The organism is Labilithrix luteola, assembly GCF_001263205.1.
In the GTDB taxonomy this organism is placed as follows: Bacteria; Myxococcota_A; Polyangia; order Polyangiales; family Polyangiaceae; genus Labilithrix; species Labilithrix luteola.
Window position 1 is genome coordinate 3,080,178 of the sequence record NZ_CP012333.1, and the last position, 25,842, is coordinate 3,106,019.

Below are 25,842 nucleotides of genomic sequence, written 5' to 3' on the forward strand. Positions count from 1 at the left end.
GCGCGCCACGCAACCTCGAGCACGACAAAACGAAACGAACACGTCGCAGGTCCTTCAAGGGGCCGCACCAAGGTGACTTCGAAACGGAGGTCTTTCCCCATGCCGAATTCGCTTTGGTCTCGATCCGCTGCGGCCGCCGCCGTGGCCTCGTTCGCAGTCTCGTTCGTGGCAGTCGCCTCAGCCGACGGGCCGCCGCCTCTGCCCGCCGAGGCCTACACGGCATGTGAATCGAAGAGCAGCGGTGATGCTTGCAGTGTGCAGTTTCGAGAGCGCACGATCGAGGGAACTTGCACGGCTCATCCGAGCGATCAGCGGCTGTTTTGCCGCCCGAACGGGCCGCCGCCCGGACCACGCCCGGACGACAAGGGGCGCGATCACTGAGCGATCACTGAGCTCGAGCGGACCTCGACGTCTGCGCGAGAACGCGTCGGACGACCTCGGCCGCGGGCCCACTCAGCACGCCACGCTGGACGTCGGCGGAGGCTTGTGAGGCCAGGGCTCGCGCGTCGTCGGGGCGTCCTTCGCGCAAGGCCAGGTCGGCCCGAACCGCACGAACGAGGACGCTCAGGGGCTCGAGGTCGAGCTTCTCCGCGGCCGATTCGGCCGCCGCGAGGAGAGGCTTGGCCTTCGCCGGTTCGACCGTGAGGGCGCGAATGCATTGAAGCTCGGCGCGCTTCGGCTCGCCGCCATGCTCTTCGACGAAACGTACGCAGGCCGCGGATGGCTCCTTCGAGCGCGAAGCGCCGATCCACGCACGCATGACGTGCGCCGCGACGCGAACCCACGCATCCACGTGCGCGTCGCGCGCGAGAGCGGCGAGATCGCGTTCGGCCGCGTCGACCGAGCCGCCCTGCCAGGCGATCTCCGCTCGGAGGAGCTTGACCTCGCTGAGAAGCCGAGCCGGTGCTCCTTCCACGAAGGGATCGAGCAACCCCGCCGCCGCGCCGAACGAACGCTTCGCGACGGCGAGACGTGCCGACGCGAGCCGGTGCGCCGACCGGGTGTGGATGGCGCCGGCGTCCATCGCGTCGGCATCGACGTTCGCGTGCGCGAGCTCCGCACCTTCGACGTCGCCGAGGGCGAGCTTCGCGAAGACGATGGCCGCAAAACCGCGCGCCCGCGTGACACGAATGCGGCCCCAGCGATCGAGCTCGCGAATCGCCTCCTCGTAGAACCCCACCGCCGTGCGGTACTGCCCGCGGTGCGTGGCAACCTCGCCGCGATCGTAGAGAGCGCCCACGTATCCCCAGCGATCTTCCATCGAGCGCGTGACTTCGTCGATGACGTCGATGGTTCGTTCGGCATCATCGAGCTTGCCCGCACGCAGGCGCGCTTCGAAGAGGACCTGCAAGGCATACGCACGAACCATGACCTCGTTGCTCTCGAGGGCGAGCTCCGATGACAGGATCGCCGACGCCTCGGCGGCTTCGCGATCGCCTCGTTCGAGCTCGACGGTCGAACGCACCAGGACCGCTCGAGAGCGATCGCCCGGCGTCTTCGCCGCGCGCTCCATGCGTGCCGCAATGAGCTCGTTTTCCGCGCCGAGCGTACTGCGCGCGCGTTCGTAGAGAGCCCGCGAGGCACCGCTCCAGTCGCCTGCCTCTTCGAGAATTTCGACCGCACGATCGAAGAAACGCAGCGTGTCGGCGATGCAGGAAAGACCGCGCGCCGTCTCTGCCGCCCGAAACAAGAACGGCACGGCCTCGCGCGGGCGACCGCCGTGCATGAAGTGATCGGCGATGCGCGCGGCATCGCCATTCGTACGCGCGAGGTGCTCGGCCACGAGGGCGTGGACGTGCGTTCGGACCACCGCTGGAATCGATTCGCGCACGGCCTCCGCGAGCACGTCGTGCGTGAAGCGGTTCGCCTCCAACACCTGCGCGCGCTCGAGTTCGCTCCACGCGTCAGACAGGTCCATGGGCGAGCTGCCGAGCACGTGCGCGGCAAGCGCAACGTCAAGCTCCGTACCCGCGAGGGACGCGACACGCGCGAGGCGAACGGCTCCCTCCGAGAGTCGATCGAGCCTGCGTCGGAAGAGGGCCTTCATGCGATCCGTCACCGGCACGGACGACGCAGCGCTCTCGCCGGAGCTCGCCTCTTCGACGATGGCTCGCACGATCTCGAGCACGTAGAGCGGATAGCCACGCGACGCCTCGGCGATGGCGTCGGAACGCCCTTCGATGACGGGGAGCTCGAGAGACGCCAGGAGCGCACGCGTCTCGCTCTCGTCGAGAGGAGCGAGCACGATGCGCGTCACCGCGTCCGACTCGACGGCACGCTCGATATACGCCTGGGGCTCCGCTCGTAGCTCGCCTTCCCGATGCGCAACCACGGCAAAAATGGGGAGCTCGCCGTACCACGAGCGATGAAGCAGAGACGAGGCGAGCTCGCTGCTGGCACGGTCGACCCACTGCAGATCGTCGACCAGGAGCGAACGGACGGACGCCGCGAGAAGCGCCTCTTTCACGGCTTCGAAGAGCCGGAGCTTGTCGGTGTCGGGGCTCGCGGTGATGCCCTCCGTCCCTGCGAGCTCCGGCAGAACGCGCGCGAGCTCGCCCGAGGCCCATGCTGGCAACGACGAGGGGGCGAACTTCTTCGTGCGAACGAGCGCGCGCAGGGCGCGTGCGAGCGTGCCGTAGGCGATGCCGGAATCACCGGGGCGCCCTTCGAACACGAGCAGGCTCCCTTTGCTGGTGCAGAAATCGCGAAGGAGCCGTGATTTTCCGACCCCAGGCTCACCGGAGACGACGACACCTCGTCCCGCCTCGAAGGCTCGTTCGAGCTTGCTCCACTCCTTCCCGCGGCCGATGCGCCGAGGATGCAAGACGAGCGCTGGCACGTCTTGGGCGATCTTGCGGTGCGGAGCGGCCGTCGGCCGGCCGGCGCGAATGGCCTTCAGCGCCTCGAGCATCGCTTCGCTCGGGTTCATCCCGAGCTCGCGTGCGAGCGTCTTCTTGCATCGCTCGTACGCTCGCATCGCCGCGGGTGCATCACCCCGCGCGAGCCAGAGGCGCACGACACGCAGGTGCGCCTGCTCCGAAACGGGATCGGCCGTGACCACCGCCTCCGCCCAACCCAAGGCGTCGTCGAAAGAGCCTTCACGCTCGAACCGCTCGCTCGCCCCCGTGGCCGTGCGAGACCACGAGCGAAGCAGGGTGGCGCGCGCGGTGCGCAGCCACCCATCGAAGTCCGAGCAGTCGTCGAAGTCGTATCCGGCGAGGAGATCGCGATGCTCGCGAGGAGCGTCCGAGCGCGGCCCCTCGTGCGCCTCGAGCAGGAGATCGGCCACGTCGCTCGAGGCTGAACGAAGCGAGAGCACCTCGTCTCCCAAGACGAGCGGCGCTCCCACAGCGCGGTGGAGGCGCCGAATGGCCTGAGCGAGATTGTTGCGAGCCGTTCGCTCCTTCGACTCGGGCCACAAAAGGCCCGCGACACGCGAACGGGCCGTCTCGCCGTCGACCACCAGGAGGGCCAGCATCGCCGCCGTCTTCCGTTCGAGACGCGCGACGTGCTCGGCCCCCGTCACGCTCGCTCCTCCGAGCAAGGCGAGTCTGATCGTATCGGCGAGTGGAGGGACGGCGACCAAAACGGGCGGAGTCTAGCGCGACCCCGGCCGCGACTCACCCGCTAGACGTCATCCAGCGGGGTGACGTCAGCGCCCGGTACCGTACGTTTGCACGAGCCGCCATAGGTGGGTGCGGTCGATGCCTGAGAGCTTGGCGGCGGCCGTCTGATCGTGTCTCGTCTGCGTGGGAAGCTCGGTGAGCTCCCGCCAGCGTCCATGAAGCGTCTTCTTGATTTGCGGCGAGCCTCGTGCGCGATCGCGTTGCACGCCAGCCGGCTCATCGTGGGCTAGCTCGATCCGTGTCGAGAGCGCGCCCGGCGAAGGCGCGACGTTCATCGTCGAACTGCCCGCCTGACGCGCGCACGTGCGCACGCACCTGAACGGCGACGCAGCGGGCGGCGCTGACGTCGATGTCGCCAGCCAACCATTTGGTCGGAGGCGCCACCGAGAGTGCGCTGCAGAAACGCCCCCGAAGTGCGGCTGCTCTTTCACCCTCGAAGGGCATGGTAACGTTCAGCAGTCGCGAAGCTGCCGCTGCCAGGTGGTGAGCAACGCGACGTAGGGGCGGGCGGAATGGGTAGTAGTAGCGACAAGCTGAGGGCGGCCGAACCGCGTGCCCGCCGGACAATCTTCGTCGGCTTCCGCAAGGCGGCCATCCAGCTCTGGGGCGAACCGGGCCTCGCGGAGATCGGGCAAATCATGCCCGAGGAAGTGCGCGCCGCGACGGTCGACAACGTCGTGGTCGTCGGCGAGTGGCAGCCCGAGCGCTACGTGATGGCCTGGTATGACGCGGTGATGACCGGCCCTGCGAAGGGGGATCGTGCAGTCTTCACGAAGTTCATCGACCGCATGATGGACGCCGGCTTCGGAACGGTGCGGAAGCTCCTTCTACAGCTCGCCAGTCCCGACCAGGTGGCCGCGCAAGCCGCCGACTTGTGGAGGCACGATCACACGCACGGCGTCCTAACCCCGAAGAAGCTCGACGACCAAACTCAATTGTTCGTGCTGAAGGATCATCCGTACACGACGACCGTCCTCGGCCGCTTCGCCGTCACGGAGATTTGTCGTTACGCCACCGAGCTGACGCGCGTGAAGAACGTCACCGCGTGGCACGCGATTCACGGCGACGAATTGCACGTGACCGTCAAGTACAGCCGTTGAACGCGGGCGTCGGGCGTCGGGCCTCTCCGCGGCGCCCCGTCATCCATTCGGGCGACCCGTCGCGAAACGCAACGCGACCGCCCCGCGCCCCGTATTTTCCCATTCGAGGCTCACAGTCATCCTCGGGTCATCCTGCCGGTCGAACAATGGACGACGTCGATGAGCGTCCAGCCATCTGCGTCTTGCGGAGGGAGCGTTCCTCCCTCTCGATCGAAAGGATTCGTCCGTGAATAGAGTGTTTGCTTCGTTCGGCGCCATCATCCTCGCGGCAGCCTTTGCGTCGACGGCCTGCGAAGAATCGACCGAAGTCACGCCCAACCCCGCACCCGACGGCGGCGGCAACTTCCCGAGCACCGAGGCAGACGCGAGCGCGCCCGCGATCGACTGCCCCGCGCCGACCGGCGGCCCGACGATGCACAAGGACGACGTCGAAGGCGAGCAGGTCTGGACCACCGCGGGCAGCCCGCACATCGTCGAGTACGACGTGAACGTGCGCAACGGCGCCAAGCTCACCATCGAGCCGTGCGCCGAGGTTCTCGTGGCGAAGGGCAAACACATTCACGTCGCGTACCCCGGCACGCCCAACATCGGCGGCACGCTCATCGCCGAAGGCACGGCCACGAAGCCGATCAAGTTCGGCGGGCGCGACGGCGAGCGCTGGGCCAGCATTCATGTCGTGGCCCCCGGCACGGCGCGCTTCAAGTACGTCACGTTCGACGGTGGCGGCGGCGGTGACTTCGAAGACAACGCCACGTTGAACATCCTCGGCGACGGCGAGCTTCCGGCCGATCCGCTTCTCTTCGTCGACCACGTCACGATCAAGAATTCGCTCGGCACCGGCATCTGGATGCAGCGCGGCTCGAACTTCATCGAGGGCTCGACCGATCTCACCATCACCGGCTCGGGCGCCGGCGAGAGCCCCTACCCGATCCAGATCGAAGAGCATTCGATCGATCGCCTGCCCGTCGGCAAGTACACCGGCAACAAGATCGACGAGATCCTCCTTCGTGCGGTCGGCGCGAGCGATGCCAATGGCCTCGCCCTCGATGCCACGCTTCACGAACGCGGCGTGCCGTACCACATGGGCAAGACCACGCTCGACTACTTCGTCGTCGGCCCCAAAGACGGCGCACCTACCGCTACGCTCACAATCGAACCAGGTGTCGTCATGAGGTTCGAGGCCGAGACGGCCCTCAAGGTCCAGGGCTCCGGCGACAAGCCCTCCACCGGGGCCATCCGCGCGCTCGGCACGGCGGAGAAGCCGATCGTCTTCACCTCGGCCTCCGCGTCGCCCAAGGCGGGCGACTGGCGAGGCCTGTGGTTCGGCGGCATTCCCTCCGACAAGAACAAGCTCGACCACGTTCGCATCGAGTACGCGGGCTTCGACTGCAGCTGCATCCTCAACAGCTGCAGCAACATCGGCACGCACAACGGCGCGGTCATCTTCACGGCTCAGCCCGGCAGCGCGTTCATCACCAACTCGGTCTTCAAGGAAGTCGACGGACACGCCGTGACCGAGGGCTTCGACGGAGCGCTCGTCGACTTCCGCCCGACGAACGACTTCCAGGCCATCACCGGCTGCGTGCAGACTTTGCCGCGCGTCGTCGTGGGAGCATGCCCCAACCCGAAGCCGGCCTGCGACGGCATGGACTGAGGTTCGACGAAACCATCCTTCGCAGGGGCGTGCTCACGAAAGCACGCCCCTGCGTCGTGTGAACGATTCCCGAGATCAACCAGCTCTCGGTGAACGTCTTCACGTGGCTCGCCGCGGAAAAGTGTGCGCTCGAGCCACCGCGCTAAGGCGCTAGTTGGGGACGGGCACTCCGTCGACCCACTTGTAGAAGCCCTCGCCGCTCTTCTTCCCCAGTTTTCCGGCGCGAACCATGGCGCGGAGGATGGCGGGCGGGCGGAACTGCTCGCCGATCTCCCGCTGGAGGTGTTCGAGGATGGCGAGGCGGACGTCGAGACCCACGAGGTCGGTCAGCTTGAGCGGCCCCATGGGGTGGCGGTAGCCAAGCTCCATACCGCGGTCGATGTCGGTCGCGCTTGCGACGCCCATTTCGAGCATGCGCATCGCCTCGGCGCCGAGGATGACGCCGAGACGGCTCGTGGCAAAGCCGGGGACGTCGCGAACGACGATGGGCGTTTTGCCCAGGCCGCGTACGAAATCGAGCGACCGCGAGATGGTTTCCTCGCTGGTGGAGAGACCGCGAACGACTTCGACGAGCTCCATGACCGGAGGCGGGTTGAAGAAGTGGAGGCCCACGGTCCGGTCCGGCACGCCGAGGCGGGCGCCGAGCTCGGTAATGGACAGCGAGGAGGTGTTGGTGGCGACGAGAGCCTTGGGGGCGAGGACTTCGAGGACCGGCTGCAGGACCTCGAGTTTCAGCTTCATGTCCTCCGGTACCGCCTCGATGACGACATCGGCACCTGCACACGCGTCACGCGCCGATGTTCCGGCCGACAGCCGGTTGAGCGTCGCCGCCCGCAGATCGTGGGTGATCTTGCCCTTGGCAACGAGTTTTTCGAGCTGCTCGGCAATCCCCTTAACGGCTTTGATCGCCCGGCCGTCTACAGCATCGAACACGCGGGTCGTATGGCCACTGGTGGCGACGACCTGGGCAATCCCCTGACCCATCGTTCCCGTGCCAATGACGGTCACCGTCAGGGACACGGTCGCGGTGCCTGTAGGCGGATTTTTCTTCGGATCGGCGCTCATGGCTACAGCTCCTTTTTGCTTTCTACAGCAGGGCGCGCGAGCATAGTCGAAGTCGAAGTGGCGCGGATTCTCTTGGTCGACGACAGCGCGAGCGCGCGTGCGCTCCTCGGTGTTCGGCTCCGCGATAAGGGGCACGTCATCGAGGAGGTCGCAGACGCCTCGGAAGCCGCCGAAATGGCTCTGGCCCAGCCGCCGGATGCCGTCGTCACCGATCTTTGGATGCCGGGCATTTCCGGACTGCAGCTTTGCCGGCTTCTCCGTGCGGAGCCCGCGACGGCGAACGTGCCGGTGGTGCTGCTGACGGCATCGGACGATCGGCGCTCACGCTTCTGGGCACGCCACGCGGGAGCGACCGCGTACGTGACGAAGACCGAGATCGATCGGCTCATCAACGTCCTCGGCGACGTGACGTCGTCATCGATGACCAAGCCGCCGCCGGCTTCGCATCCGCAGCTCCCGACCCGCGGAAACATCCAGGAGCGACTCTCGCAGCTGCTCGACGCCTCGCTCTTCGAGTCCACGCTCGCCGGCGAAGTGCGCGCCCTCTCGCAGAGCGCCGAAGAGCTCGAACTCCTCTTCTCGGATCTCGTCGCGCTCACCTCCGACGTCACCGGCTATCGCTGGATCGCGCTCGCCACGGACGCCGTGTCCGCGCCGCGGGTCAAGAACAAGGTCCGCCTCTTCATTCACACGCATCAGGAGCAGCGCGAGATCGCAGAGCGCGAAGCACGCGACGCGCTCGAAGTTCCCTTCCCGCCGGAGCGCCGCAAGCCGGAAGAAGGCGACGCCTTCATCATCGCCGACAAGCGCGCGGCCCAGGCCGAGTGGTCGACGCCCCCCATCGTCCTTCCCGTTCGATTCGGCAGCGTGAACATGGGTCAGATCGCACTCGCTCCGAGCCGGCGCGGCGCCTCCCACGACGACCGGCGCCTCATGTCGCTGCTCGCGAGCGAGCTCGGTGGTCCGCTCCGCATGACCGCGCTCGTGGCCGAAGCCCGACGCCTGGCCTCCACCGACACGCTCACCGGCCTCTTGAATCGCCGCGCCTTCATCGAGCGCCTCGACAAAGCGCGCGCCGCGAGCGAGCGGCAGCTCTTTCCGATCAGCGTGCTGCTCCTCGACGTCGACCACTTCAAGAAGGTCAACGACACGCTCGGCCACGACGCCGGCGACGCCGTCTTGCAGGGCGTTGCGCGGGTGCTCGCCGGCATGGCGCGCAAGACCGATTTCGTCGCGCGCTGGGGCGGTGAGGAGTTCGTCGTGGCCCTCACGCAAACGGCGGAGGCGGGCGCCCGCATCGCGGCCGAGCGCGTGCGCCGAGCCATTGCCGAGGCGAAATACCCGCTACCGTCGGGCGAGATTCATCGTGCAACCGCGTCGGTCGGACTCGCGAGCGCGGAGAACGAGTCGTGGCAGCTCGACGAGCTTCTCCAGCGCGCCGACAAGGCGATGTACTCGGCGAAGCACCGCGGTCGTAACCGCGTCGAAACTGCCTAGGGTCAGACGCCCCAGATTTCGCCGCGACCGCCGTCGATGGTGATGACGTCGCCCTTCTTCAGCACGACGTCCGCTTGCTCGGCCGTGGAGTCACGCCAGATCGTCAGCGAGTCACTCGCATAGTCGACGCGAATGGGCCCGCACCATGCGATGCACGGCTTGCCGAGGCTACGCGCCACGATGGCGCCGTCGCCAGTGAGACCACCGCGCGTGGTGATGATGCCCGCGGCGACCTGCATGCCCGGAACGTCCTCGGAGGTGGTCTCGATACGAACGAGAATGACGGGCTTGCCCGTGGCGGCGAGGGCGATCGCGTCTTCCGAGCGAAAGACGATCGCGCCAGTCGCCTGGCCAGGGCTCGCGCCCATTCCTCGTGCCAGAAGCTGCTTTCCTTCCATCGTGCGTTCCTCAGCTCGACGCGGCCTCGGCGGCCTTCTCGTCGTCGGCCTCCGAATCACCGGTCTCGTCCGCGCCGCTGGCCTCGTCCTCGCCACGGAGGTGCGCGAGCGACGCTCCGCACTTGCACTTCTTCGGCACGGCGGTCTTCAGGTAGACGCGCTCGCAACGCGTGCAAATGCGACCATCGGGTTCGTAGGAGATCGTCTTGCCGGTGGCGGCGCACTTGCGCCCGACGATTTGGAGCGGCTCGAGATCGACCGCGAGTCCCGCGTGGGGCGCCGCGGCGGGGAGCTTCTCGCGAAGGTCGTCCGAGATGTCGACACGCTTCGGAATACGAGCCGTGGCCTCCGAAACGATCCAGCCGACCGCGTCGGGATGCGATTTGACCGGCACCTTGAAGGACCAGTCGATGCCAGCTTCGTCGCGACCGACGACCGCGAGCGCGAGATTGCCGGGCTCGAACGTGATCGACTCGACGCCCCACCAGGGTATGCGTCGAACCTCACCGCGCTCGATGCCGATGCCCGGATCGCCGACACGAACGGGTGCTTCGCTGCTCGTGCCGAACCAGATGGCAATGCCGGTGAGCACTGCGCCGCCCGCCAGAAGGTACTGCGGGATGACCTTCAGCTTCTCGTCGGCCTCGAAGGACTGCCCGTAGGCGTACGCCCAGGCCGACGCACCGAGCGCGGCGGCGCCGAGACCTCCCGCGACGCGCGGAATCCACGGGCTGTTGCCGCTTTGCGCGATGAAACGACGATCGTGACGCTTCGCGGCGTTCTTCTTCTTCTTGCTGCTCATACCTTGCGTGCCCCGGCAGGGTTCTAGCGCGAAAAGGCCCCTGTCGTCACCGGGGGCTCATGGGGTGCCGGGATTCCCGCTGGACGCGGGATTTCAGCCTATTTCGAGAGGACTGCGAGCGCTTCCTTGAGCAGGTCCGGAAGCCCGAGCTCGAAGACCTTGCCGCCAAGCTGTTCGATCGCACGATCGGCCTCGGCCTGGCGATAGCCCATGTTGATGAGGGCCCTTGCCAGCAGATCGCTCGCGCTGCTGGTGCTCGCCGGTGCGGCCGCCGCAGCGCCCGCGGTAGCGGTCCCGCGTGGCCCGGCGGCTTCGAGGATCGGCAGCTTGTCTTTGAGCTCGAGGAGGAGACGTTCGGCCGTCTTCTTGCCGATGCCGCTGATGCTCGTGAGCTTGCCGAGCTCCTTGCGCGCGATGGCCTGACCGAGATCGGGCGCCGGGAGCGCGGAGAGCACGGCAATGGCGGTCTTCGGTCCGACGCTACTCACGCCGATCAGCGTGCGGAATGCGAGTCGGTCGCCGTCGCTCGCGAACCCGAAGAGCGAAAACACGTCTTCGCGGACGTGCGTGTGGATGAAGAGGGTCACGCGCCCTTCGGGGTCGGCCTTGGCGCGGCCGATCGTTCCGAGGGGAACGATGACCTCGTAGCCCACGCCGTTGACGTCCACGACGATCGTGCCGTCGTCTTCCTGCGTCACCCTACCGGTGAGGCGCCCAATCATGCGCTCGCAACTTACAGGGCGAAGCCCGCGGGCTCTAGTCGTTCTTTGCGCCCTGCGCGATCCAGCGGCGAACGACGTCCCGCGTTTCGAGGGGGAGAGGGTCTTCGCCGCGAGGCATCGACATCTGGCAGGAGCCGCCTTGGCACTGGGCGTCGAGCGCGCACTGGCTGCCATCCATCTTGCGCATGAGGTAACTGGCGCGAGGATCGCCGGCGACGACAAAGGCCATCGACGGAAGCTCGCTGGCCACCACGCCCAGGACGGCAGCATGCACCCGGGGCGCGTCGTCACCGAGATAGACGCCGTTCGCGTCCCCCACGTTGGAGCCGTGGCACGTCGAGAACGCGCACGACTGCTTGAAAATGGGCATCACGTCCTTCGAGAACGAGACCGCCGGGGTCGTCGCGTCGAACGTCGCCGGAGGCGTGTAGTCGGAGCAGAGACCGATGTTGCTAGTCGGATCGCTCGAACACGCAGCGCTTGCGACGGCGCCCGTGACGACGAGCGCCGCGCCTGCGAACACGCCGAGTCTGCGAACCCCTGCGAGAAACGACGGCATCTTCAACCGAATAGCACGTAGAGCTGATGCGCCCGAGCTCTAGGAACGCGGCGGCGCCCTGCGAGCCCGTGCACGAACGACCTTGCCGAGCGCGACCGCGAACGCGCCGAGGCCGACGCCGAGCCAGGCATTCGAGGAACCCGTGGTCGGGATCGAGGTGGAGCACGCGGTGGTGCCCCCGGTGGTGGTCGTCGATCGGAAGTTCGCCTCGTCGCGCGGAGCCGTGCCGACCTGATCGCAGCCGTTGTAGACCGGGCAGATCGGCTGATTGAGCTCTTTGGTCACCTGGCGCGTCGTCGCCAGAACGTCCTGCTTCTGCGACGCCGACATCACCAGGTCTGCATCGAGCGCAGCATGCGCTACGTCCGCGCGAAGACGCGTCACGCGCGTCGCCGCCGACGGAATGCCGTGGAAGAGCGTATCGAGATCTTCCTGACGGACTTGAACGGCCGTCTTCACGACGGCGCCATTGGCGTCCGTGATTGGCAGGTAGGACTGCTGCGCGCGGTCTTCCTCGGTCTGCGGATAAGGCCCCGAACCGTTGTAGGAGTAGCCGTTGATCACCGCGCTCTGGATGGTCTGCGGGAGAACGTTGGTCGAGTTCTCGATCTCCCACGCGCGGCCTGCGCCAGCCGTCGTCTTCTGCGCGCGAATATCGACGTAGTTGCTCTTGTTCTGCGTCCAGTCCCAGGAGAGCTCGCTCGCCTCGACCATGAACGTCGGGAAGTTCTGCGGCTCGTAGCGACCTTCACCGACGACCCACAGCGAGATGCCCACCGTCGAGCCCGTACCCGCAGCCACCATGCGCAGCGGAAGAACCGCATTCGCGCCGGGCGTGGTCACGCGCACCGGTCGCATGTCCTGCACGCCTTTGCCCGGCAAGAGCTTCAGCGCGAGGAAGTCGAAGTGCTCGCCGACGTACGTATCGATCACCGGCTGGATGCCGGCCGGTACGCTGAAGCCATTCTGCGAAAGCCAGTTTGCCAGCGCCGCCGGATCCGTCGCGCTCAACTGCACGGTGTCATACGGACCAACCACCTGGCGGCTGTTCACCGTCACGCCGCCGCCCGACTCGTCGAACGCCGCCCCGGACGCGTTCGTTGCACCACCGCGGCTGCACGAGTTAGGCGGGGACGGGCAGTTTCGCGGCGGAGGAAGGACCTGCGTTTGTGTGTAACCGTCGAGCGTCTGGAAGACGGCATCCGAACTCAGGCCCACGGTGACCGTGCCCGAGATCGGAAGCACCCACGCGAACGACTCCGGCGCCCCCGAGTACTTGATCTGATCGTAGAGCGTCGACTGATCCTTCGAGATCGAGAGGATCATCCGGTGGTCCGTTACGACCGTCGGCGTCTCCGGCGGCGCAAAACATCCACCGCACGCCTCGGCATCGCGAGGCATGGCCAACGTCGTCGTCGCAACGGCCGTGAAGGCCAAGGCCGCCAAAGCAAGCTTTCGCATGTCACTCTCCCACTCGGAATTGTCCCCTACCCATCGAGAGGACGTCCAGCCGCTCGCCTCGAAAAGTTACTGACGCACCGCGCGACGCTTGCGAACGACCTTGCCGATCACGGTGGCGAGCAGGCCAAGGCCCACACCGGCCCACGCGTTGCGTGATTCCTGCTTGGGCGGCGTCGTCGAGCACGCCGTGGTACCGCCGGTCGTAGTCGTCGATCGGAAGTTCGCCTCGTCGCGCGGAGCCGTGCCGACTTGATCGCAGCCGTTGTAGACCGGGCAGGTCGGCTGATTGAGCTCCTTGGTCACCTGGCGCGTCGTCGGCAGAACGTCCTGCTTCTGCGATGCCGACATCACCAGATCCGCGTCGAGCGCAGCATGCGCTACGTCCGCGCGAAGACGCGTCACCCGCGTCGCTGCCGACGGAATGCCGTGGAAGAGCGTATCGAGATCTTCCTGGCGAACCTGAACGGCCGTCTTCACCACCGCGCCGTTGGCATCCGTGATCGGCAGATACGACAGCTGCGCGCGGTCTTCCTCGGTCTGCGGGTAGGGCCCCGAGCCGTTGTAGTAGTAACCGTTGATCACCGCGTTCTGGATGTTCTGCGGGAGAACGTTGGTCGAGTTCTCGATCTCCCACGCGCGCCCGGCGCCGGCCGTCGTCTTCTGCGCGCGAATGTCGACGTAGTTGCTCTTGTTCTGCGTCCAGTCCCAGGAGAGCTCGCTCGCCTCGACCATGAACGTCGGGAAGTTCTGCGGCTCGTAGCGACCTTCACCGACGACCCACAGCGAGATGCCCACCGTCGAGCCCGTACCTGCAGCGACCATGCGAAGCGGCAGCACCGTGCTCGCCCCCGGCGTGGTCACACGGACAGGGCGCATGTCCTGCACGCCTTTGCCCGGCAAGAGCTTCAGCGCGAGGAAGTCGAAGTGCTCGCCGACGTACGTGTCGATGACCGGCTGGATGCCCGCCGGAACGCTGAAGCCATTCTGCGAAAGCCAGTTTGCCAGCGCCGCAGGATCCGTCGCGCTCAGCTGCACGGTGTCATACGGACCAACCACCTGGCGGCTGTTCACCGTCACGCCCGCATTCGGCGCCGTCCCCGCGGAGTCACTGCTGCCGAACGACGCGTTGCAGTTGTTCGGACGCGTCGGGCAGTTGAGCGGAGGCGGCAGCACCGTCGTCTGCGTGAGACCGTCGAGTGCCTGAAAGACGGCATCCGAACTCAGGCCCACGGTGACCGTGCCCGAGATCGGGAGCACCCAAGCGAACGACTCCGGCGCTCCCGAGTACTTGATCTGATCGTAGAGCGTCGATTGATCCTTCGAGATCGAAAGGATCATCCGGTGGTCCGTCACCACCGTCGGCGTCTCGGGGGGCGCAAAGCACCCACCGCATGCCTGCGCATCGCGCGGGAGGGCGATGGTCGTCGTCGCAACGGTGCCGAGAACCAGGGCGGTCCAGAGAATCTTTCGCATCACGCTCTCCCTCGCGGCCCTTCAGGAGAGCCCGCTTACGAGCGCTAGCACTGGCCGTACCACGGCCGAACTGTAGAAATTCGGAACAATGTCGGCGCGCCCGAGAGCGGCTCTACGACACGCCGATCGTGGAGCAGGCTCAGGATGGCACAGGCTGACAACTCCACCTGCCAGGAGAGGGCCTACGCGCAGGCCTGCACGGGCATCCTCTCGCCCGCTTTTTCTTTGCCCCTCGAAGCGAGCGCACGGTAGAACCGCGTCGCTTACTCCGCTTGAGCTTGAGCACTTTCGACGGCGCGCCCACCCAACTCGGTGTTCGCGCCGTTCGTGTATTCGGGCGTGTTCTTGGGCGAGAATGCGGGCGCGCGGAAGGCGGCGGCCGCGAGCAGGCAGAGCACCGGCGTGACGACCATGTGGTAGCGGTCCTCGCCAAAGAAGACGGCGTGCGTGAGGACCGTGGTCGCGAGGAGCACGACCCCCATCGCAATCGCGGGTGGCAGCGCCGGCCGACCGGGAATCGGTAGCCACGGCAGGACGCACGACACGAGGACGAGCGGCCAGAACGTGGGCGTGCCTTCGGCGAATGCCAAGTAAGCGCCGATGCCGAGCGAGGCGAAGACCACGCCTTGCGCAATCGCCGCTCTTCGCATCTCACGCGGCTTGCCGCGCCCCGGAACGACGAGCCCGACGAATGCGAACGTGGCGAACACGACGAGCAGTCGGTGAAGGCTCGTGAGCAGCTCGCGTGCTCGCGTGCGACGAGGCTCGGGCCATGCCGCGGGCCTTGCCTCGTGGAGGTATTCGACCGCGAACGACTCGTGATCGAAGGTGTACGAAAGCTTGGCGGGCACGAGGCCGAGCCAGCGGAGCGGAGCCGAGCGGATGTGCGAAAGACCGTAGGCGAGCCAGCATCGATCCTGCTGGACCTGACCGGTCACCTCGCGGCATCCGTCGGACGAACGAAGCGTTTCGAAGCGTCCGGTCGCGCGCGGGAATGCACCGATGGCGAGATTCCAACCGGCGTTCGTGCTGACGAACGCGCAGCCGTCCATCACGCGACAGTTGCGCGCCGTCCACGGCAAGACCGGGACGAGGGCGACGAGCGACGCGACGACGCCCCCCACGACGAAACGACGAAGCGACTGCCAGCGAGCATGCGCCTCGACCTCGCCGGGCACGCCGTACGCGAGGCCGAGGATCGGTGCGCAGAGCAAGCCTTGCGGACGCACCAGCGCGGACAGACCGAGGACGAGCGCCCCCGCCGCGGGCCCGCGCAGCGACAAGAGCCACGACGGCAGCTTCGAGGCGAGCCCCCAATGGCTTCGTCGCACGCGAATCGAAGTCCAGAATGCCGCCAGAACGAGCAGCGCCGAGAGCGGCTCGGTCATCGCGAGCGCGCCGTACAACACGAGGCCCGGATGAACCGCCACGAGGACACCAGCGGCTCTCGCCCGACGAGGCGACAGAGCTTCGCGCGCGAGCAGATACGTGACGACGGCGAGCAGGGCACCGCAGACGCCGTTTGCCACGTGGGCCGCGACAGGCGTGGCGCCGAAAAACTTGTAAAACGCAGCCAAATAGCCGCTGTAGCCAACGGGATAGTGGCACCACGGATGCCAGACGGCGTGACCGTCGATCATCCGGTCGTCGGAGTATCCGAACCCGGCGGCGATTCGCTTGGCGCCGAAGTCGTAATACTGGCCGTCCCATACGGGCTCGGCCGCGAGCGTGAACGCCGCCGCGAGGCGCAGCGCGAGCGCCACGACGAAGAGGCCGAACGCGAACAGGGCGTCGACACTCGCGGCCGGGCGAACGCGCTTGGTCGTCAGGCCACGTTCGTCGCGCACGCCATCCCGTGGCGCGCCGTGATCCCCGATGGGGGGAGCCTCGTTCACGACGCGTTCTTCTCGCGCATCCGCCGGAGGTAGGTGCGCTGGACCTGCGCGGGGTCGAGACGCAGGTACTTGGCAAGCTCCATCACGAAGCCGCGGACGTAAACGATGGCCGGCAGGTTGTCGTAGGTCTCTTCTTCGAGAGCGACCAGGTGAGCCTTCGAGATCTTCGTGCGAGAGCTGATCTCGACGATCTCGATTCCTTGCGACTCACGGACCTTACGAAGGAGCGGGCCGGAAAACTCGGTGTCCGGACCGATCTCGCGCGCGAGCTCGCTCTGGAGCATGAGCTGCTCCGCCGCGAGTGCGGGCCGAGCGATGGCACCGACGAGCGGCGGCGCATCGGGCTCGGGGAACGTCGAGAGGTCGTAGGCTCGACGACGAACCGGATCGAGCAGCGTGTCGTGCGCTTCGTCGACGCGCGCCTGCGCATTTCCGAGCTCGGAGTCATCAAGAAGGGAGGTGGTGGCGAGACCGCCGGTGGCGTAGACCTCGCGCTGGCGCTTGAACGCGCGACGAATCTCTTCGTCGTTCGACGAGCGACCGACACCGAGCACCGCGTAGTGATCCGGCGGGTCGAGCGAGCTCGGAGCCCCGCCCGTTCCCATGAGCGGCGGCGCCATCTCGGCGGTCTCCTGCTTGGGCGCGGTGAGCGCCACGACACGACGGGCGATGCGCTCGATGTTGCGCGCGGCCTTGGAGGTGGGGCTGTCGACGAGGAGCGGCCGGCGGCGGCGGACCGAGAGCCACACCGTGTCGTCATGCTCGACCCAACCGAGCTCGTCGAGCGCGACGCCGTAGTGGCGCTTGCAGAGCGTGCTCATCCAACCGGCAAGCTCGAGGTCGGTGCGCACGCGCGTCTGGTTCACAGCCAGATAGAGGTGCACGCGATGCGCCTCGGCCCAGGCGAGCTCGGCGAGGGTGCGGTCGACACGGGCGAGCGAGCGAATCAGCTCGATCGGCGAAGGAAGGCGGCCGATCTCCTTCATCGTGCGATCGACGAGCGAGAGCCGGTAGCGATCGCGCACGAGCGCGCGACGAAGCTTGCGCCGGAAGGCGGCGCGCATGAAGCGGTACGTTGCCTCGATGGCCGGCGGCTCGGGCACGGTCACGCAGATCGCGAGGTCGGCGCCGAGCATGACGTCGAGCGCGAGGTTCGAATGGCCTGGACCGACGTCGACGACCATGTAGTCGCACGGCAAGGCGCGGAGGCGCGCGAGCCAGCGGCTCTTGCGACCGGCTCGGAGCTGCAGCGGCGGCTCGATGGCGTCGTGCGGTCCGGGCAAGATCGAGAGACCGGGAACGCTCGTCGGAACGAGCGACTTCATCAGCTCTTCGAGCGGACCGTCGATGGGCGGCGGGTACGAGAGCGCATTGAGCCCGAATTGCGTGTGGATGTTCGCGCCCGTCGGATCGCAATCGACGAGCACGACGCTCTTGCCGAGCTGCGCGAAGTAGACGGCCAGGTTCTGGGCGATGAGGCTCTTGCCCACGCCACCACGACCACCACCCACGGCCAAAAGGCGCCGCGCCCCTCTAACGCCTTCTAAACTTTCGAGCTCAATCGACGGTGGCGGCAGACTATCCGTCACGGAGTTCCTCCGGTTGCCCCCGGTCCAAGATTCGCGCGAAGCAGTCGCGCGCGACGAAGCAGGCCGTAGATGCGGGCGCCCAGCTCGGCGGCCCGAAACGGCTTCGGCAAAAAGTCGTCGGCGCCACTGGCGAACGCTTCCACCTCGTCACGCGACGAAGGGTGGCTCGACAAGAAGAGCACCGGCAAGGGGGAACGCAGCGGATCGCGACGCAGCCCGCGCACGAAGGCGAGCGGGTCCTGCCCTTTGGCGTGGAAATCGAGCACGAGCGCGTCGAACGCAACCTCGCGCATGCGAGCCGAAGCGTCTTCGGCCGTGGCCACGGCTTCCACGTTGAGCCCGATCTCCGCGAGCATCGAGCACACGTCGGTGCGGGTGACCGGGTCGGCGTCGACGATGAGCACACGCGAGCCCAGCGGGACGCGCGTGGATTCGATGGGAACCGACGCGGGCGGGAGGTCACTCTCGTTCGGGATGGGGCTCTCCAAGGCCGCCGGCAGTCGTCCGGACGAGGTCGTGGACAAGGGCCGCGCGGCACGCATGTGCTCACTGCGGGCGACCGCGAAGGACTGGAGGCGATCCCAATCGCGACGCTCGAACTCGACGTGAGGGTCGCCCGCGGCGCACACGCATCGCGCAGCCGCAGCCGTGGCGCGCCGACGCGAGCCGATCTCGAAAATGGCGAGCACCCATTCACCGTCGACGCCAGCCTCACCTTCGGGCAACGGCAGCGAGCCGCGCGTCTCCTCGAGCGCCACGCTCAGCGCCGAGATGTCCCGAAAGCGAAAGACGACCGAGCGCAAGGTGCGCAATACCTAGCCGCGTCCCCGCCGTCGCGCAAACGGAGGATCGCCGGGTTTTCTCGACCATGGCCCCGGCACGAACCCGACCAGGGGTGGTCCTGGCCGCCCCAACGGCGGTGCCTGTGTTAGACTGCGCCCGCTCGCATGGTCTCAAAAGCGCTAACCATCGGTATCCTTGGGCTTTTTGCCATATCGGAATCGACGTGCGGCAAGTCCAAGCCGGACGACGCGACCACCAAAGAGAAGCCGGCGGCCGCCGAGGTCACCCTCGAGGGTGTCGATACGAGCGGGCTCACGCCGCGCGAGAAGAAGGAATGGAGCGCCTACGTCTCCGAGTTCCTCTCTCCTTGCCAGAACGTGCCGGTGTCGATCGCGCAGTGCGTGCAGGAGAAGCGCGCGTGCTCGAAGTGTCTGCCTGCAGCGAAGTACGTGCTTCGCGGCGTCAAAGACGGCATGACGCGCGAGCAGGTCGAGACCAGCTACAAGAACCGCTTCGACGCGAGCAAGGTGAAGGACGTCCCGCTCGATGGCTCGCCCGTGAAGGGCCCCGAGAGCGCGCCCATCACGATCGTCGAGTTCGCTGACTTCGAGTGCCCGCACTGCGGCGAAGTCGCCCCGTACATCGACAAGGTCGTCGAAGGGCACAAAAACGACGTCCGCTTCGTCTTCAAGTTCTACCCGCTTCCGGGTCACCCCCACGCGGACATCGCGGCGCGCGCGGCGATCGCGGCGTGGAAGCAGGGCAAGTTCTGGGAGATGCACCACGCGCTCTTCGCGAACCAGCGCCATCTCGAGCAGAGCGACCTCGACAACTACGCGAAGGAGCTCGGTCTCGACGTGTCGCGCCTCCACGCCGACATGCAGTCGAACGAGACGACCGAGCGCATCGCCAAAGACAAGAAGCTCGGCGAAGACGTCAAGATCGAGGGCACGCCGTCGATCTTCATCAACGGCCGCTCGTTCGATGGTCGCCAGGACATGAACGAGTGGATCGGCCTCGAGCTCGCGGGCCTCGGCAAAGACACGCCGAGCGCGCCGGCAAGCGGCAGCGCGGCCGTGGCTGGCGCGGGCGCCGTTGCGGGCAAGCCGCCCACGACGGGCGCCGATGCCGGAACCTCCAAGCCGAGCACGGCGACCGACGCCGGCTCGAAGAAGTAGGCCCGCCACGTGACGCGTTCGCTCGGTGACGGCTGCGGGTGCTTTCCGACCGGCCGCCATTACCCGGGCATCGCGCATCTCCTCAAGACGACGGTCCGCGGCCTTGCCGAAGGCATTGCGGCGGACACGCCTTGGCAGGAGATCGAGATCGCGCTGCTCGACGTCGAAACCACGGGCCGCGACGCCTCCGTCGATCGCGTGGTCGAAGTCGGCATCGTCGTCGGCAAGGGCGGCGAGATCGTCGCCAAGTACAACTGGCTCATCCACCCCAGCATCCCCATCCCGGCCGAGGTCTCCGCGATTCACCACATCACGGATGACATGGTCGCGGACAAGCCGCGCTTCGAGGCCGTCGCTTCGGAGATCGCTGCCGCGCTGCGTGGACGCGTGCCCGCGGCCTACAACGCTCCGTTCGATCGCGCGTTCATGATGAGCGAGTTCTCCCGCGCGAAGTTCGACACCGCGGGTGTGCCCGGGCTCACGCGCGACGTGGAATGGTTGGACCCGCTCATCTGGGCGCGTGACATCCAATCCGACGAGAAATCTCGTGCCCTCGGAGACGTCGCTGCGCGTCTCGGCATCTCACTCGAGAATGCTCACCGAGCCGAAGACGACGCCGAGGCCGCGCTACGCGTCCTCTTCGCTCTCGGCCGCGATCCGCGCATGCCTCGGGCATACGGTGCGCTCGTTCAGGAGCAGCGCCGAATCGGCCAGGCCCAGGCCGATGCGCGCCGCCACTGGAGGTCATGAGCCTCCCGCGATCTCGGCCGGTTCGTCACGCGTTCTTCACCGTGCGAACCGTCGAGAATCGCATCGTTGGACACTCCTCACGGAGTGCCGAACCGTGACGTTCACGGCTCAACGGCGACCCCGAATGGGTTCGCGCGTATGAATTGCGTAGCGTTCGTCGGCCAAGAAAGGCCGGCGGTCGGAAGGGCGCGAATCAAATCTCGGACGTTGGTAGATTTGGTCGTCTTTTGGGGGGTGACGCGCCGCGCAAGGTTCCCTAATATCCAGCGCGCTTCGAGGAGGCCCCCGTGACGGACAAGGTCGAGATTAAGCTGAAGGATTCGACGTTCGAGGCTCCGGTCATCACCGGGACCGAGAACGAACGCGGCATCGACATCGCGAACCTCCGCGCCAAGACAGGTCTGGTCACACTCGACCCGGCCTTCATGAACACGGCGTCGACGAAGAGCGCGATCACATTCCTCGACGGAGAGAAGGGCATTCTCCGTTACCGGGGAATTCCGATCGAGCAGCTCGCAGAGAAGTCGCGCTTCGTCGAGACGGCGTACCTCCTGATCTACGGAGAGCTTCCGACGCAGCCGGAGCTGGATCGTTTCTCGAACCTGCTCACGCGTCACTCGTTGATCCACGAGGACATGAAGCACTTCTTCGACGGCTTCCCGTCGACGGCCCACCCGATGGCCGTGCTCTCCTCGATGGTCTGCTCGCTCTCCACGTATTACCCGGAGGAGCACGACATCAACGACAAGGAGAAGATGGACATCACGATCGCGCGCCTCATCTCGAAGGTGCGTACGATCGCGGCCTACGCTTACAAGAAGTCGATCGGCCAGCCGTTCATCTACCCGCAGAACAACCTCAAGTACGCCGCGAACTTCATGCACATGATGTTCGCCGTTCCTGCGGAGCCCTACGTCGTCGACCCGGACATCGAGTCCGCGATCAACCTTCTCTTCATTCTTCACGCCGACCACGAGCAGAACTGCTCCACGTCGACCGTGCGTCTCGTCGGCAGCTCACGCGCGAACCTCTTCGCGTCGGTCGCCGCAGGCATCCTCGCTCTCTGGGGCCCGCTCCACGGCGGCGCGAACCAGGAAGTCATCGAGATGCTCGAGGCCATCCAGCGCGACGGCGGCAACGTCAAGAAGTACGTCGAGCTCGCGAAGGACAAGAACTCGAACTTCCGCCTCATGGGCTTCGGCCACCGCGTCTACAAGAACTTCGACCCCCGCGCGAAGATCATCAAGCAGACGGCGGACAAGATCCTCGCCAAGCTCGGCATCCAGGATCCGCTCCTCGACATCGCCAAGGAGCTCGAAGAGGCTGCTCTCAAGGACAGCTACTTCGTCGAGCGCAAGCTGTACCCGAACGTCGACTTCTACTCGGGCATCATCTACCGCGCGCTCGGGTTCCCGACGAACATGTTCACCGTGCTCTTCGCCATCGGTCGCCTCCCCGGCTGGATTGCCCACTGGAAGGAGATGATGGAGGACACCTCGACCAAGATCGGCCGTCCGCGCCAGATCTACACGGGTCCGACGGAGCGTTTGTACGTCCCGATCGAGCAGCGCTCGAAGTGAACTGAGTTCCCCTTCGGGGTGAACGACGAGGCCGCGCCCTTCTCACGAGGGACGCGGCCTTCGTCGTTTGTCCCTCAAGCAGGAACACGCTGCTTTCTCCGGGAGAAGCGCTGCTCTCTTGCGGCAGGAACACGCTGCTTCTCCGGGAGAAGCGCTGCTCTCTTCTCCGTAATCCGCGGCTCTCCCGCTGGAAAATCCGCTGCGCCCCCGCGGTGAAATCTGCCGCCCTCATCCCCCGCCCTCCTCCCAGAGGGAGACGGGAGGAGAACTCACCTGGGAACGCGCGGGTGACCGCTACACGCTCACGTGAAAGATCAGCACACGTTTGCGTGCCGTTTTTCGCCGCCTAGAGCCCTTCTCCCCTCCGGGAGAAGGGCGGGGATGAGGGGAGCGGAGCGGGCAGTACAGCAACGATCCTCTCCCCCTTCTCCCTTAGGGAGAAGGGCCTGGGATGAGGGTCGATCACACCTAAATTGAATGGAGTCGCTCCCACCTGCTTGCTGAGCGTGCGATCACCCCGAGGCGAAGAGCGCCTGCCACTGCGCGGCGATGAGGTCGCCCGCAAAGAGGAGCTCGAGGCAGGCGAGGATCAAGAACGGACCGAAGGGCATCCAGGTGCGCTGCGGCGGCTCTTCCTCTTCGGCCTCTTCGTCGGCCGGCGCTTCGGTCGCTGCCGTCTCCGACTTCGGACGCACGAGACCTAGCTTCTCAAGGCCCGTACGAATCCAACGAAGGATGAAGGCGTCGCCTTCCGACTCGGTGAGCGGATCTTCTTCGAGCTCCGCGATCGCTTCGGGATCGCCCTCCGCGGCGGCCTTCTTGAGGCGATCGATGTCGTCCTGAACGGCCTTCGGCAGCTTCAGTTCGATGCCGAGTACCTTCATCACCATCGCGTAGAGCGCGCCCTGGAATGCGCCTGCGAACAACGTGAAGACGGCGCCGGGCCATCCGAACCATGCACCGGCAAGCGCGACGAGCTTGGCGTCACCTAAGCCCATGCCGTTACGGCCCGTGAGTCCCTTGAAGAGGAAGATCAGCGGGAACCAGATCATGAGCAGGCCGATGAGCGCGCCAACGATCGACTCGCGAAACGACGAGCCGCGGAGCGTGGCGGTGGCGATGCCGAGAACGACGCCGCCGAGGGTGATGCGGTCGGGCAGGATCATGTGCTCGAGATCGATGAACGCCGCCGCGACGAGGCCGAGACAGAGGGCGAAATCCGCCGCATAGATCGCTGCGGCGCGACCAATGCCCATCGAGCCGGGGAGCGATCGAATGATGACCTCGAAGACCGCGAGCGACAGCGCCCCGCCCAAGAGCTCCACGAGCGGGTAGCGCGGACTCATCCTTGCGCCACAGCAGCGCGCGCGGCCGCGGAGAATGACGTACGAGAGCACCGGAATGTTGTCGTAACCGGCCACGGGCTTGCCGCAGCCGGGGCAATGCGACCCGGGGAAGACGACGCTCATGTCGAGCGGCACGCGATAAATGACGACGTTGAGGAAGCTTCCCCAGAGCAGTCCAAACACGAACACGGAGGCTCGCAGGAGCCACAGCGGGATCCAGGCGACAATCTCACCCAGCGTCATCATGGAAGGCCCCAGCGTAACATCAGCGCATCGCGCTTGCTCTTGGTCGCGAACCTCCCGAAGGCCTGGTAAGTTGCGCCCGCCGACACATATCTAAGCGGTACACGTCGGCTCACTCCGGCTCTCTCTCGCACTCGCGCACCAGCGCAGCAGCACCATGCTTCTCCAAATCAGCCCCGATCATCCCGAGCCTCGAAAGGTTCGCCGCGCCGTCGAAGCGCTGCAGGCGGGCGAGGTGATCGGCTACCCGACGGACACGGTCTACGGTCTCGGTTGCGACTTCTCGAACAAGAAGGCCGTCGACCGCCTCTACCAGATCAAGGGCATGGACCGCTCGCAAGCGCTCGCGTTCATCTGCCCGGACCTCGGCGAGATCGCGAAGTACGCCATCGTCGACAACCAGACGTACCGCGTGCTGCGCCGCTTCCTGCCCGGACCGTACACCTTCATCCTCGAGGCAACACGCGAGGTCCCGCGCCTACTCCAGACGAAGCGCAAGACCATCGGCATTCGTATCCCCAACCACGAGGTCACCCGCGCCCTCGTGACCGAGCTCGGCCGTCCGATCATCTCGACCACGGCGCAGCGCACGGGAGCCGAGCCGCACGTCGACGCCAACGAGATCGACGACGACTTCAAAGGCCTCGGCCTCGTCATCGACTCGGGAGCCGGCGGAGTCGTCCCCACGACGGTGATCGATTTGACCGTCCAGCCCCCTGTGGTCGTGCGTGAAGGCGCAGGCCCGGTCGACGAGTTCGTCGACGAAGCTCCGCGCTCGCTCCGTGGCATGCAGAACGCGATGCGTGAGCTCAAGCAGCACATGCGCGACTGAGCTCGCCCCCACGTCAGGGGCCTCCCAAGCCTGCAATTCCGAGCAGTTACAGCGTGGCCGTCGCAGGGACTTCCAGCAGCGACGACGCTCTCTCGTCGCGTGTTTCGATCGCGTCGCGTTAGAGTGACTCGCAGCGGTGAGCGCGCTGAGGACGAGTACGGATCGAAGGACGTTCGTTCGCGCGACCCTCGCATTGGCGTTTGCCGGCGTTCTCGTGTCGTCGCCGGCGCGCGCGAATCCGCCGCGCGAAGAGCACGTTGCGCGCTTCTCGCTGACGCTGGTGGGAGAGGACAATCCCATCGAGAAATGCGGCGGGAGCAAGGCTCTCGAAGACGCGATCGAAAAGCGACTCCACCGCTCGATCTTCACCGATGCGGATCTCGCCGACAGCACGTTGGTGGTGCGTGCCGAGGTGAACGAGACGAGCCGCGATCAGTGGAGAGCGCAAATATCGGAGCTCGCGCGCGACTCGCAGGAGCTCGGCCAGCGAGACGTGACTGTGCGCGCGGACGACTGCGCGAAGGGCATCGACACGCTCGCCGTCGTCCTCGCGATCATGGTCGGTCCTCCGCGCACGATTCCCGCGTCGATCGAAACGCCTGCTCCAGCTCCGAATCCCGCGCCTGCTCCAGCTCCCGAGACGCCGGCACCACCGGCCCCGCAGCCTTCCGTGCAGTCTACACAAGCTCGAGCGACGCCGCGAACTCCAGCGTCAGCGCGCCCGGAAGGCCCTTCATGGCACGTCTCCCCACTCCTCGACTTCACGGTGGGGACGGGCGTCTTGCCAGGCGTGTCATGGGCGTTACAAGGAGGAGTGGTCGTCGAGCCACCGACGCGCCTCGTCTACTTCATCGGGCGTGGTGCGTACTGGCCTCCGCGTTCTGTCGCCTCTGTCGAGACGCAGCCAGGTGGTCACTTCGATCGGCTCTCTCTGTCTCTTCTCGCCTGTCACGAGTTCATTCCGCGCAAGCCTGCATCCTTTGCACTCTGCACCGGTATCGATGGCGGACGGCTCCACGCCAACGCCCCGAACCTCACGGCTGGGACCGACGTCTCCCGCCTCCTCCTCGACATCCCCCTCGAGGGGCGCATCGGACTTCGCGTAGGCAAGCTCGGAAAGCTCGACTTCGAGCCCTTCCTTGCAGCTCAGATCGCAGCCGTATTGCGCCGAGACCGCTTCACCTACCGAGACCCCTCGGGAGAGCAACTCACGCTGCTGCGACCATCCCTCATCGCCGCACAGGGGAGCGTCGGACTGGTCGTGCACTTTTTCTAGACAACACGCGCCA

22 protein-coding genes are annotated in these 25,842 nt (G+C 66.4%); 9 read left to right on the forward strand and 13 right to left on the reverse strand.

All coding sequences use genetic code 11. The annotated features are described in order from the left end of the window. Positions 1-99 precede the first annotated feature (99 nt). The gene (locus tag AKJ09_RS13965) at positions 100-381 is read left to right on the forward strand and encodes a hypothetical protein (protein ID WP_146647698.1); all 282 of its coding nucleotides are present in this window, start codon (positions 100-102) and stop codon (positions 379-381) included. A gap of 4 nt (positions 382-385) precedes the next feature. Here the strand turns inward: AKJ09_RS13965 and AKJ09_RS13970 are convergent, their stop codons facing one another. Both AKJ09_RS13970 and AKJ09_RS13975 read right to left on the reverse strand, forming a co-directional pair. Then, positions 386-3,526, reverse strand: a complete 3,141-nt coding sequence (locus AKJ09_RS13970) for an ATP-binding protein (RefSeq protein WP_146647699.1) — start codon at positions 3,524-3,526, stop codon at positions 386-388. Between the two features lie 126 nt (positions 3,527-3,652). After that, entirely contained in the window at positions 3,653-3,832 is a 180-nt protein-coding gene (locus AKJ09_RS13975; RefSeq protein WP_146647700.1) for a hypothetical protein, read from the reverse strand. A gap of 306 nt (positions 3,833-4,138) precedes the next feature. Here AKJ09_RS13975 and AKJ09_RS13980 point away from each other — a divergent pair, with 306 nt between their 5' ends. Both AKJ09_RS13980 and AKJ09_RS13985 read left to right on the forward strand, forming a co-directional pair. Then, positions 4,139-4,726, forward strand: a complete 588-nt coding sequence (locus tag AKJ09_RS13980; RefSeq protein WP_146647701.1) for a hypothetical protein — start codon at positions 4,139-4,141, stop codon at positions 4,724-4,726. Between the two features lie 226 nt (positions 4,727-4,952). Further along, positions 4,953-6,380, forward strand: coding sequence for a hypothetical protein (locus tag AKJ09_RS13985; RefSeq protein WP_146647702.1), 1,428 nt, complete (start codon positions 4,953-4,955; stop codon positions 6,378-6,380). A gap of 150 nt (positions 6,381-6,530) precedes the next feature. On the opposite strand, the gene AKJ09_RS13990 is transcribed toward AKJ09_RS13985, so the two are convergent. After that, positions 6,531-7,394, reverse strand: a complete 864-nt coding sequence (locus AKJ09_RS13990) for a 3-hydroxyacyl-CoA dehydrogenase family protein (RefSeq protein WP_146655526.1) — start codon at positions 7,392-7,394, stop codon at positions 6,531-6,533. 108 nt (positions 7,395-7,502) lie between these two features. Between AKJ09_RS13990 and AKJ09_RS13995 the strand changes: the two genes are divergently transcribed. Beyond that, positions 7,503-8,942 carry a GGDEF domain-containing response regulator gene (locus AKJ09_RS13995; protein WP_169927527.1) on the forward strand — a complete coding sequence of 480 codons (1,440 nt, stop codon included), beginning with the start codon at positions 7,503-7,505 and terminating at the stop codon, positions 8,940-8,942. 2 nt (positions 8,943-8,944) lie between these two features. Here AKJ09_RS13995 and AKJ09_RS14000 read toward each other — a convergent pair whose 3' ends face one another. The 9 genes from AKJ09_RS14000 to AKJ09_RS55540 all read right to left on the reverse strand — a co-directional run bounded on the left by AKJ09_RS14000 (position 8,945) and on the right by AKJ09_RS55540 (position 18,644). Beyond that, on the reverse strand, positions 8,945-9,340 hold the full coding sequence (locus AKJ09_RS14000; RefSeq protein ID WP_146647704.1) for a PEP-utilizing enzyme: 396 nt from the start codon (positions 9,338-9,340) through the stop codon (positions 8,945-8,947). Between the two features lie 10 nt (positions 9,341-9,350). Beyond that, positions 9,351-10,142 carry a hypothetical protein gene (locus tag AKJ09_RS14005; protein ID WP_146647705.1) on the reverse strand — a complete coding sequence of 264 codons (792 nt, stop codon included), beginning with the start codon at positions 10,140-10,142 and terminating at the stop codon, positions 9,351-9,353. 98 nt (positions 10,143-10,240) lie between these two features. Further along, on the reverse strand, positions 10,241-10,864 hold the full coding sequence (gene ruvA / locus AKJ09_RS14010; protein ID WP_146647706.1) for a Holliday junction branch migration protein RuvA: 624 nt from the start codon (positions 10,862-10,864) through the stop codon (positions 10,241-10,243). Between the two features lie 34 nt (positions 10,865-10,898). After that, entirely contained in the window at positions 10,899-11,423 is a 525-nt protein-coding gene (locus AKJ09_RS14015) for a hypothetical protein (protein WP_146647707.1), read from the reverse strand. 39 nt (positions 11,424-11,462) lie between these two features. Beyond that, positions 11,463-12,884, reverse strand: a complete 1,422-nt coding sequence (locus AKJ09_RS14020) for a DUF2330 domain-containing protein (RefSeq protein ID WP_146647708.1) — start codon at positions 12,882-12,884, stop codon at positions 11,463-11,465. A gap of 66 nt (positions 12,885-12,950) precedes the next feature. Next, a complete protein-coding gene (locus tag AKJ09_RS14025; RefSeq protein ID WP_146647709.1) occupies positions 12,951-14,357 on the reverse strand; it encodes a DUF2330 domain-containing protein in 1,407 nt (468 codons plus the stop codon). A gap of 263 nt (positions 14,358-14,620) precedes the next feature. Next, positions 14,621-16,252 (reverse strand): ArnT family glycosyltransferase, encoded by a 1,632-nt coding sequence (locus tag AKJ09_RS14030; RefSeq protein ID WP_146647710.1) that lies wholly within the window; start codon positions 16,250-16,252, stop codon positions 14,621-14,623. Beyond that, positions 16,249-17,841, reverse strand: coding sequence for a helix-turn-helix domain-containing protein (locus AKJ09_RS14035; RefSeq protein WP_146647711.1), 1,593 nt, complete (start codon positions 17,839-17,841; stop codon positions 16,249-16,251). Before AKJ09_RS14035 ends, AKJ09_RS14030 begins: the two co-directional genes overlap by 4 nt. Further along, on the reverse strand, positions 17,838-18,644 hold the full coding sequence (locus tag AKJ09_RS55540) for a response regulator (protein ID WP_146647712.1): 807 nt from the start codon (positions 18,642-18,644) through the stop codon (positions 17,838-17,840). The genes AKJ09_RS14035 and AKJ09_RS55540 overlap by 4 nt, the downstream gene beginning before the upstream one ends. A gap of 144 nt (positions 18,645-18,788) precedes the next feature. Here AKJ09_RS55540 and AKJ09_RS14045 point away from each other — a divergent pair, with 144 nt between their 5' ends. From AKJ09_RS14045 to AKJ09_RS14055, 3 genes are all read left to right on the forward strand, one after another. Beyond that, positions 18,789-19,802 (forward strand): DsbA family protein, encoded by a 1,014-nt coding sequence (locus tag AKJ09_RS14045; RefSeq protein ID WP_146647713.1) that lies wholly within the window; start codon positions 18,789-18,791, stop codon positions 19,800-19,802. A gap of 9 nt (positions 19,803-19,811) precedes the next feature. Continuing rightward, positions 19,812-20,552, forward strand: a complete 741-nt coding sequence (locus AKJ09_RS14050) for a 3'-5' exonuclease (protein WP_146647714.1) — start codon at positions 19,812-19,814, stop codon at positions 20,550-20,552. A gap of 287 nt (positions 20,553-20,839) precedes the next feature. Continuing rightward, the gene (locus AKJ09_RS14055; protein WP_146647715.1) at positions 20,840-22,132 is read left to right on the forward strand and encodes a citrate synthase; all 1,293 of its coding nucleotides are present in this window, start codon (positions 20,840-20,842) and stop codon (positions 22,130-22,132) included. 512 nt (positions 22,133-22,644) lie between these two features. On the opposite strand, the gene AKJ09_RS14060 is transcribed toward AKJ09_RS14055, so the two are convergent. Then, positions 22,645-23,724: a prepilin peptidase gene (locus AKJ09_RS14060; RefSeq protein ID WP_146647716.1), complete on the reverse strand. Its 1,080-nt coding sequence runs from the start codon at positions 23,722-23,724 to the stop codon at positions 22,645-22,647. Positions 23,725-23,878: 154 nt separating this feature from the next. Between AKJ09_RS14060 and AKJ09_RS14065 the strand changes: the two genes are divergently transcribed. Both AKJ09_RS14065 and AKJ09_RS14070 read left to right on the forward strand, forming a co-directional pair. Continuing rightward, positions 23,879-24,553 (forward strand): L-threonylcarbamoyladenylate synthase, encoded by a 675-nt coding sequence (locus AKJ09_RS14065; RefSeq protein ID WP_146647717.1) that lies wholly within the window; start codon positions 23,879-23,881, stop codon positions 24,551-24,553. Between the two features lie 136 nt (positions 24,554-24,689). Continuing rightward, positions 24,690-25,829: a hypothetical protein gene (locus tag AKJ09_RS14070; RefSeq protein WP_146647718.1), complete on the forward strand. Its 1,140-nt coding sequence runs from the start codon at positions 24,690-24,692 to the stop codon at positions 25,827-25,829. Positions 25,830-25,842 lie beyond the last annotated feature (13 nt).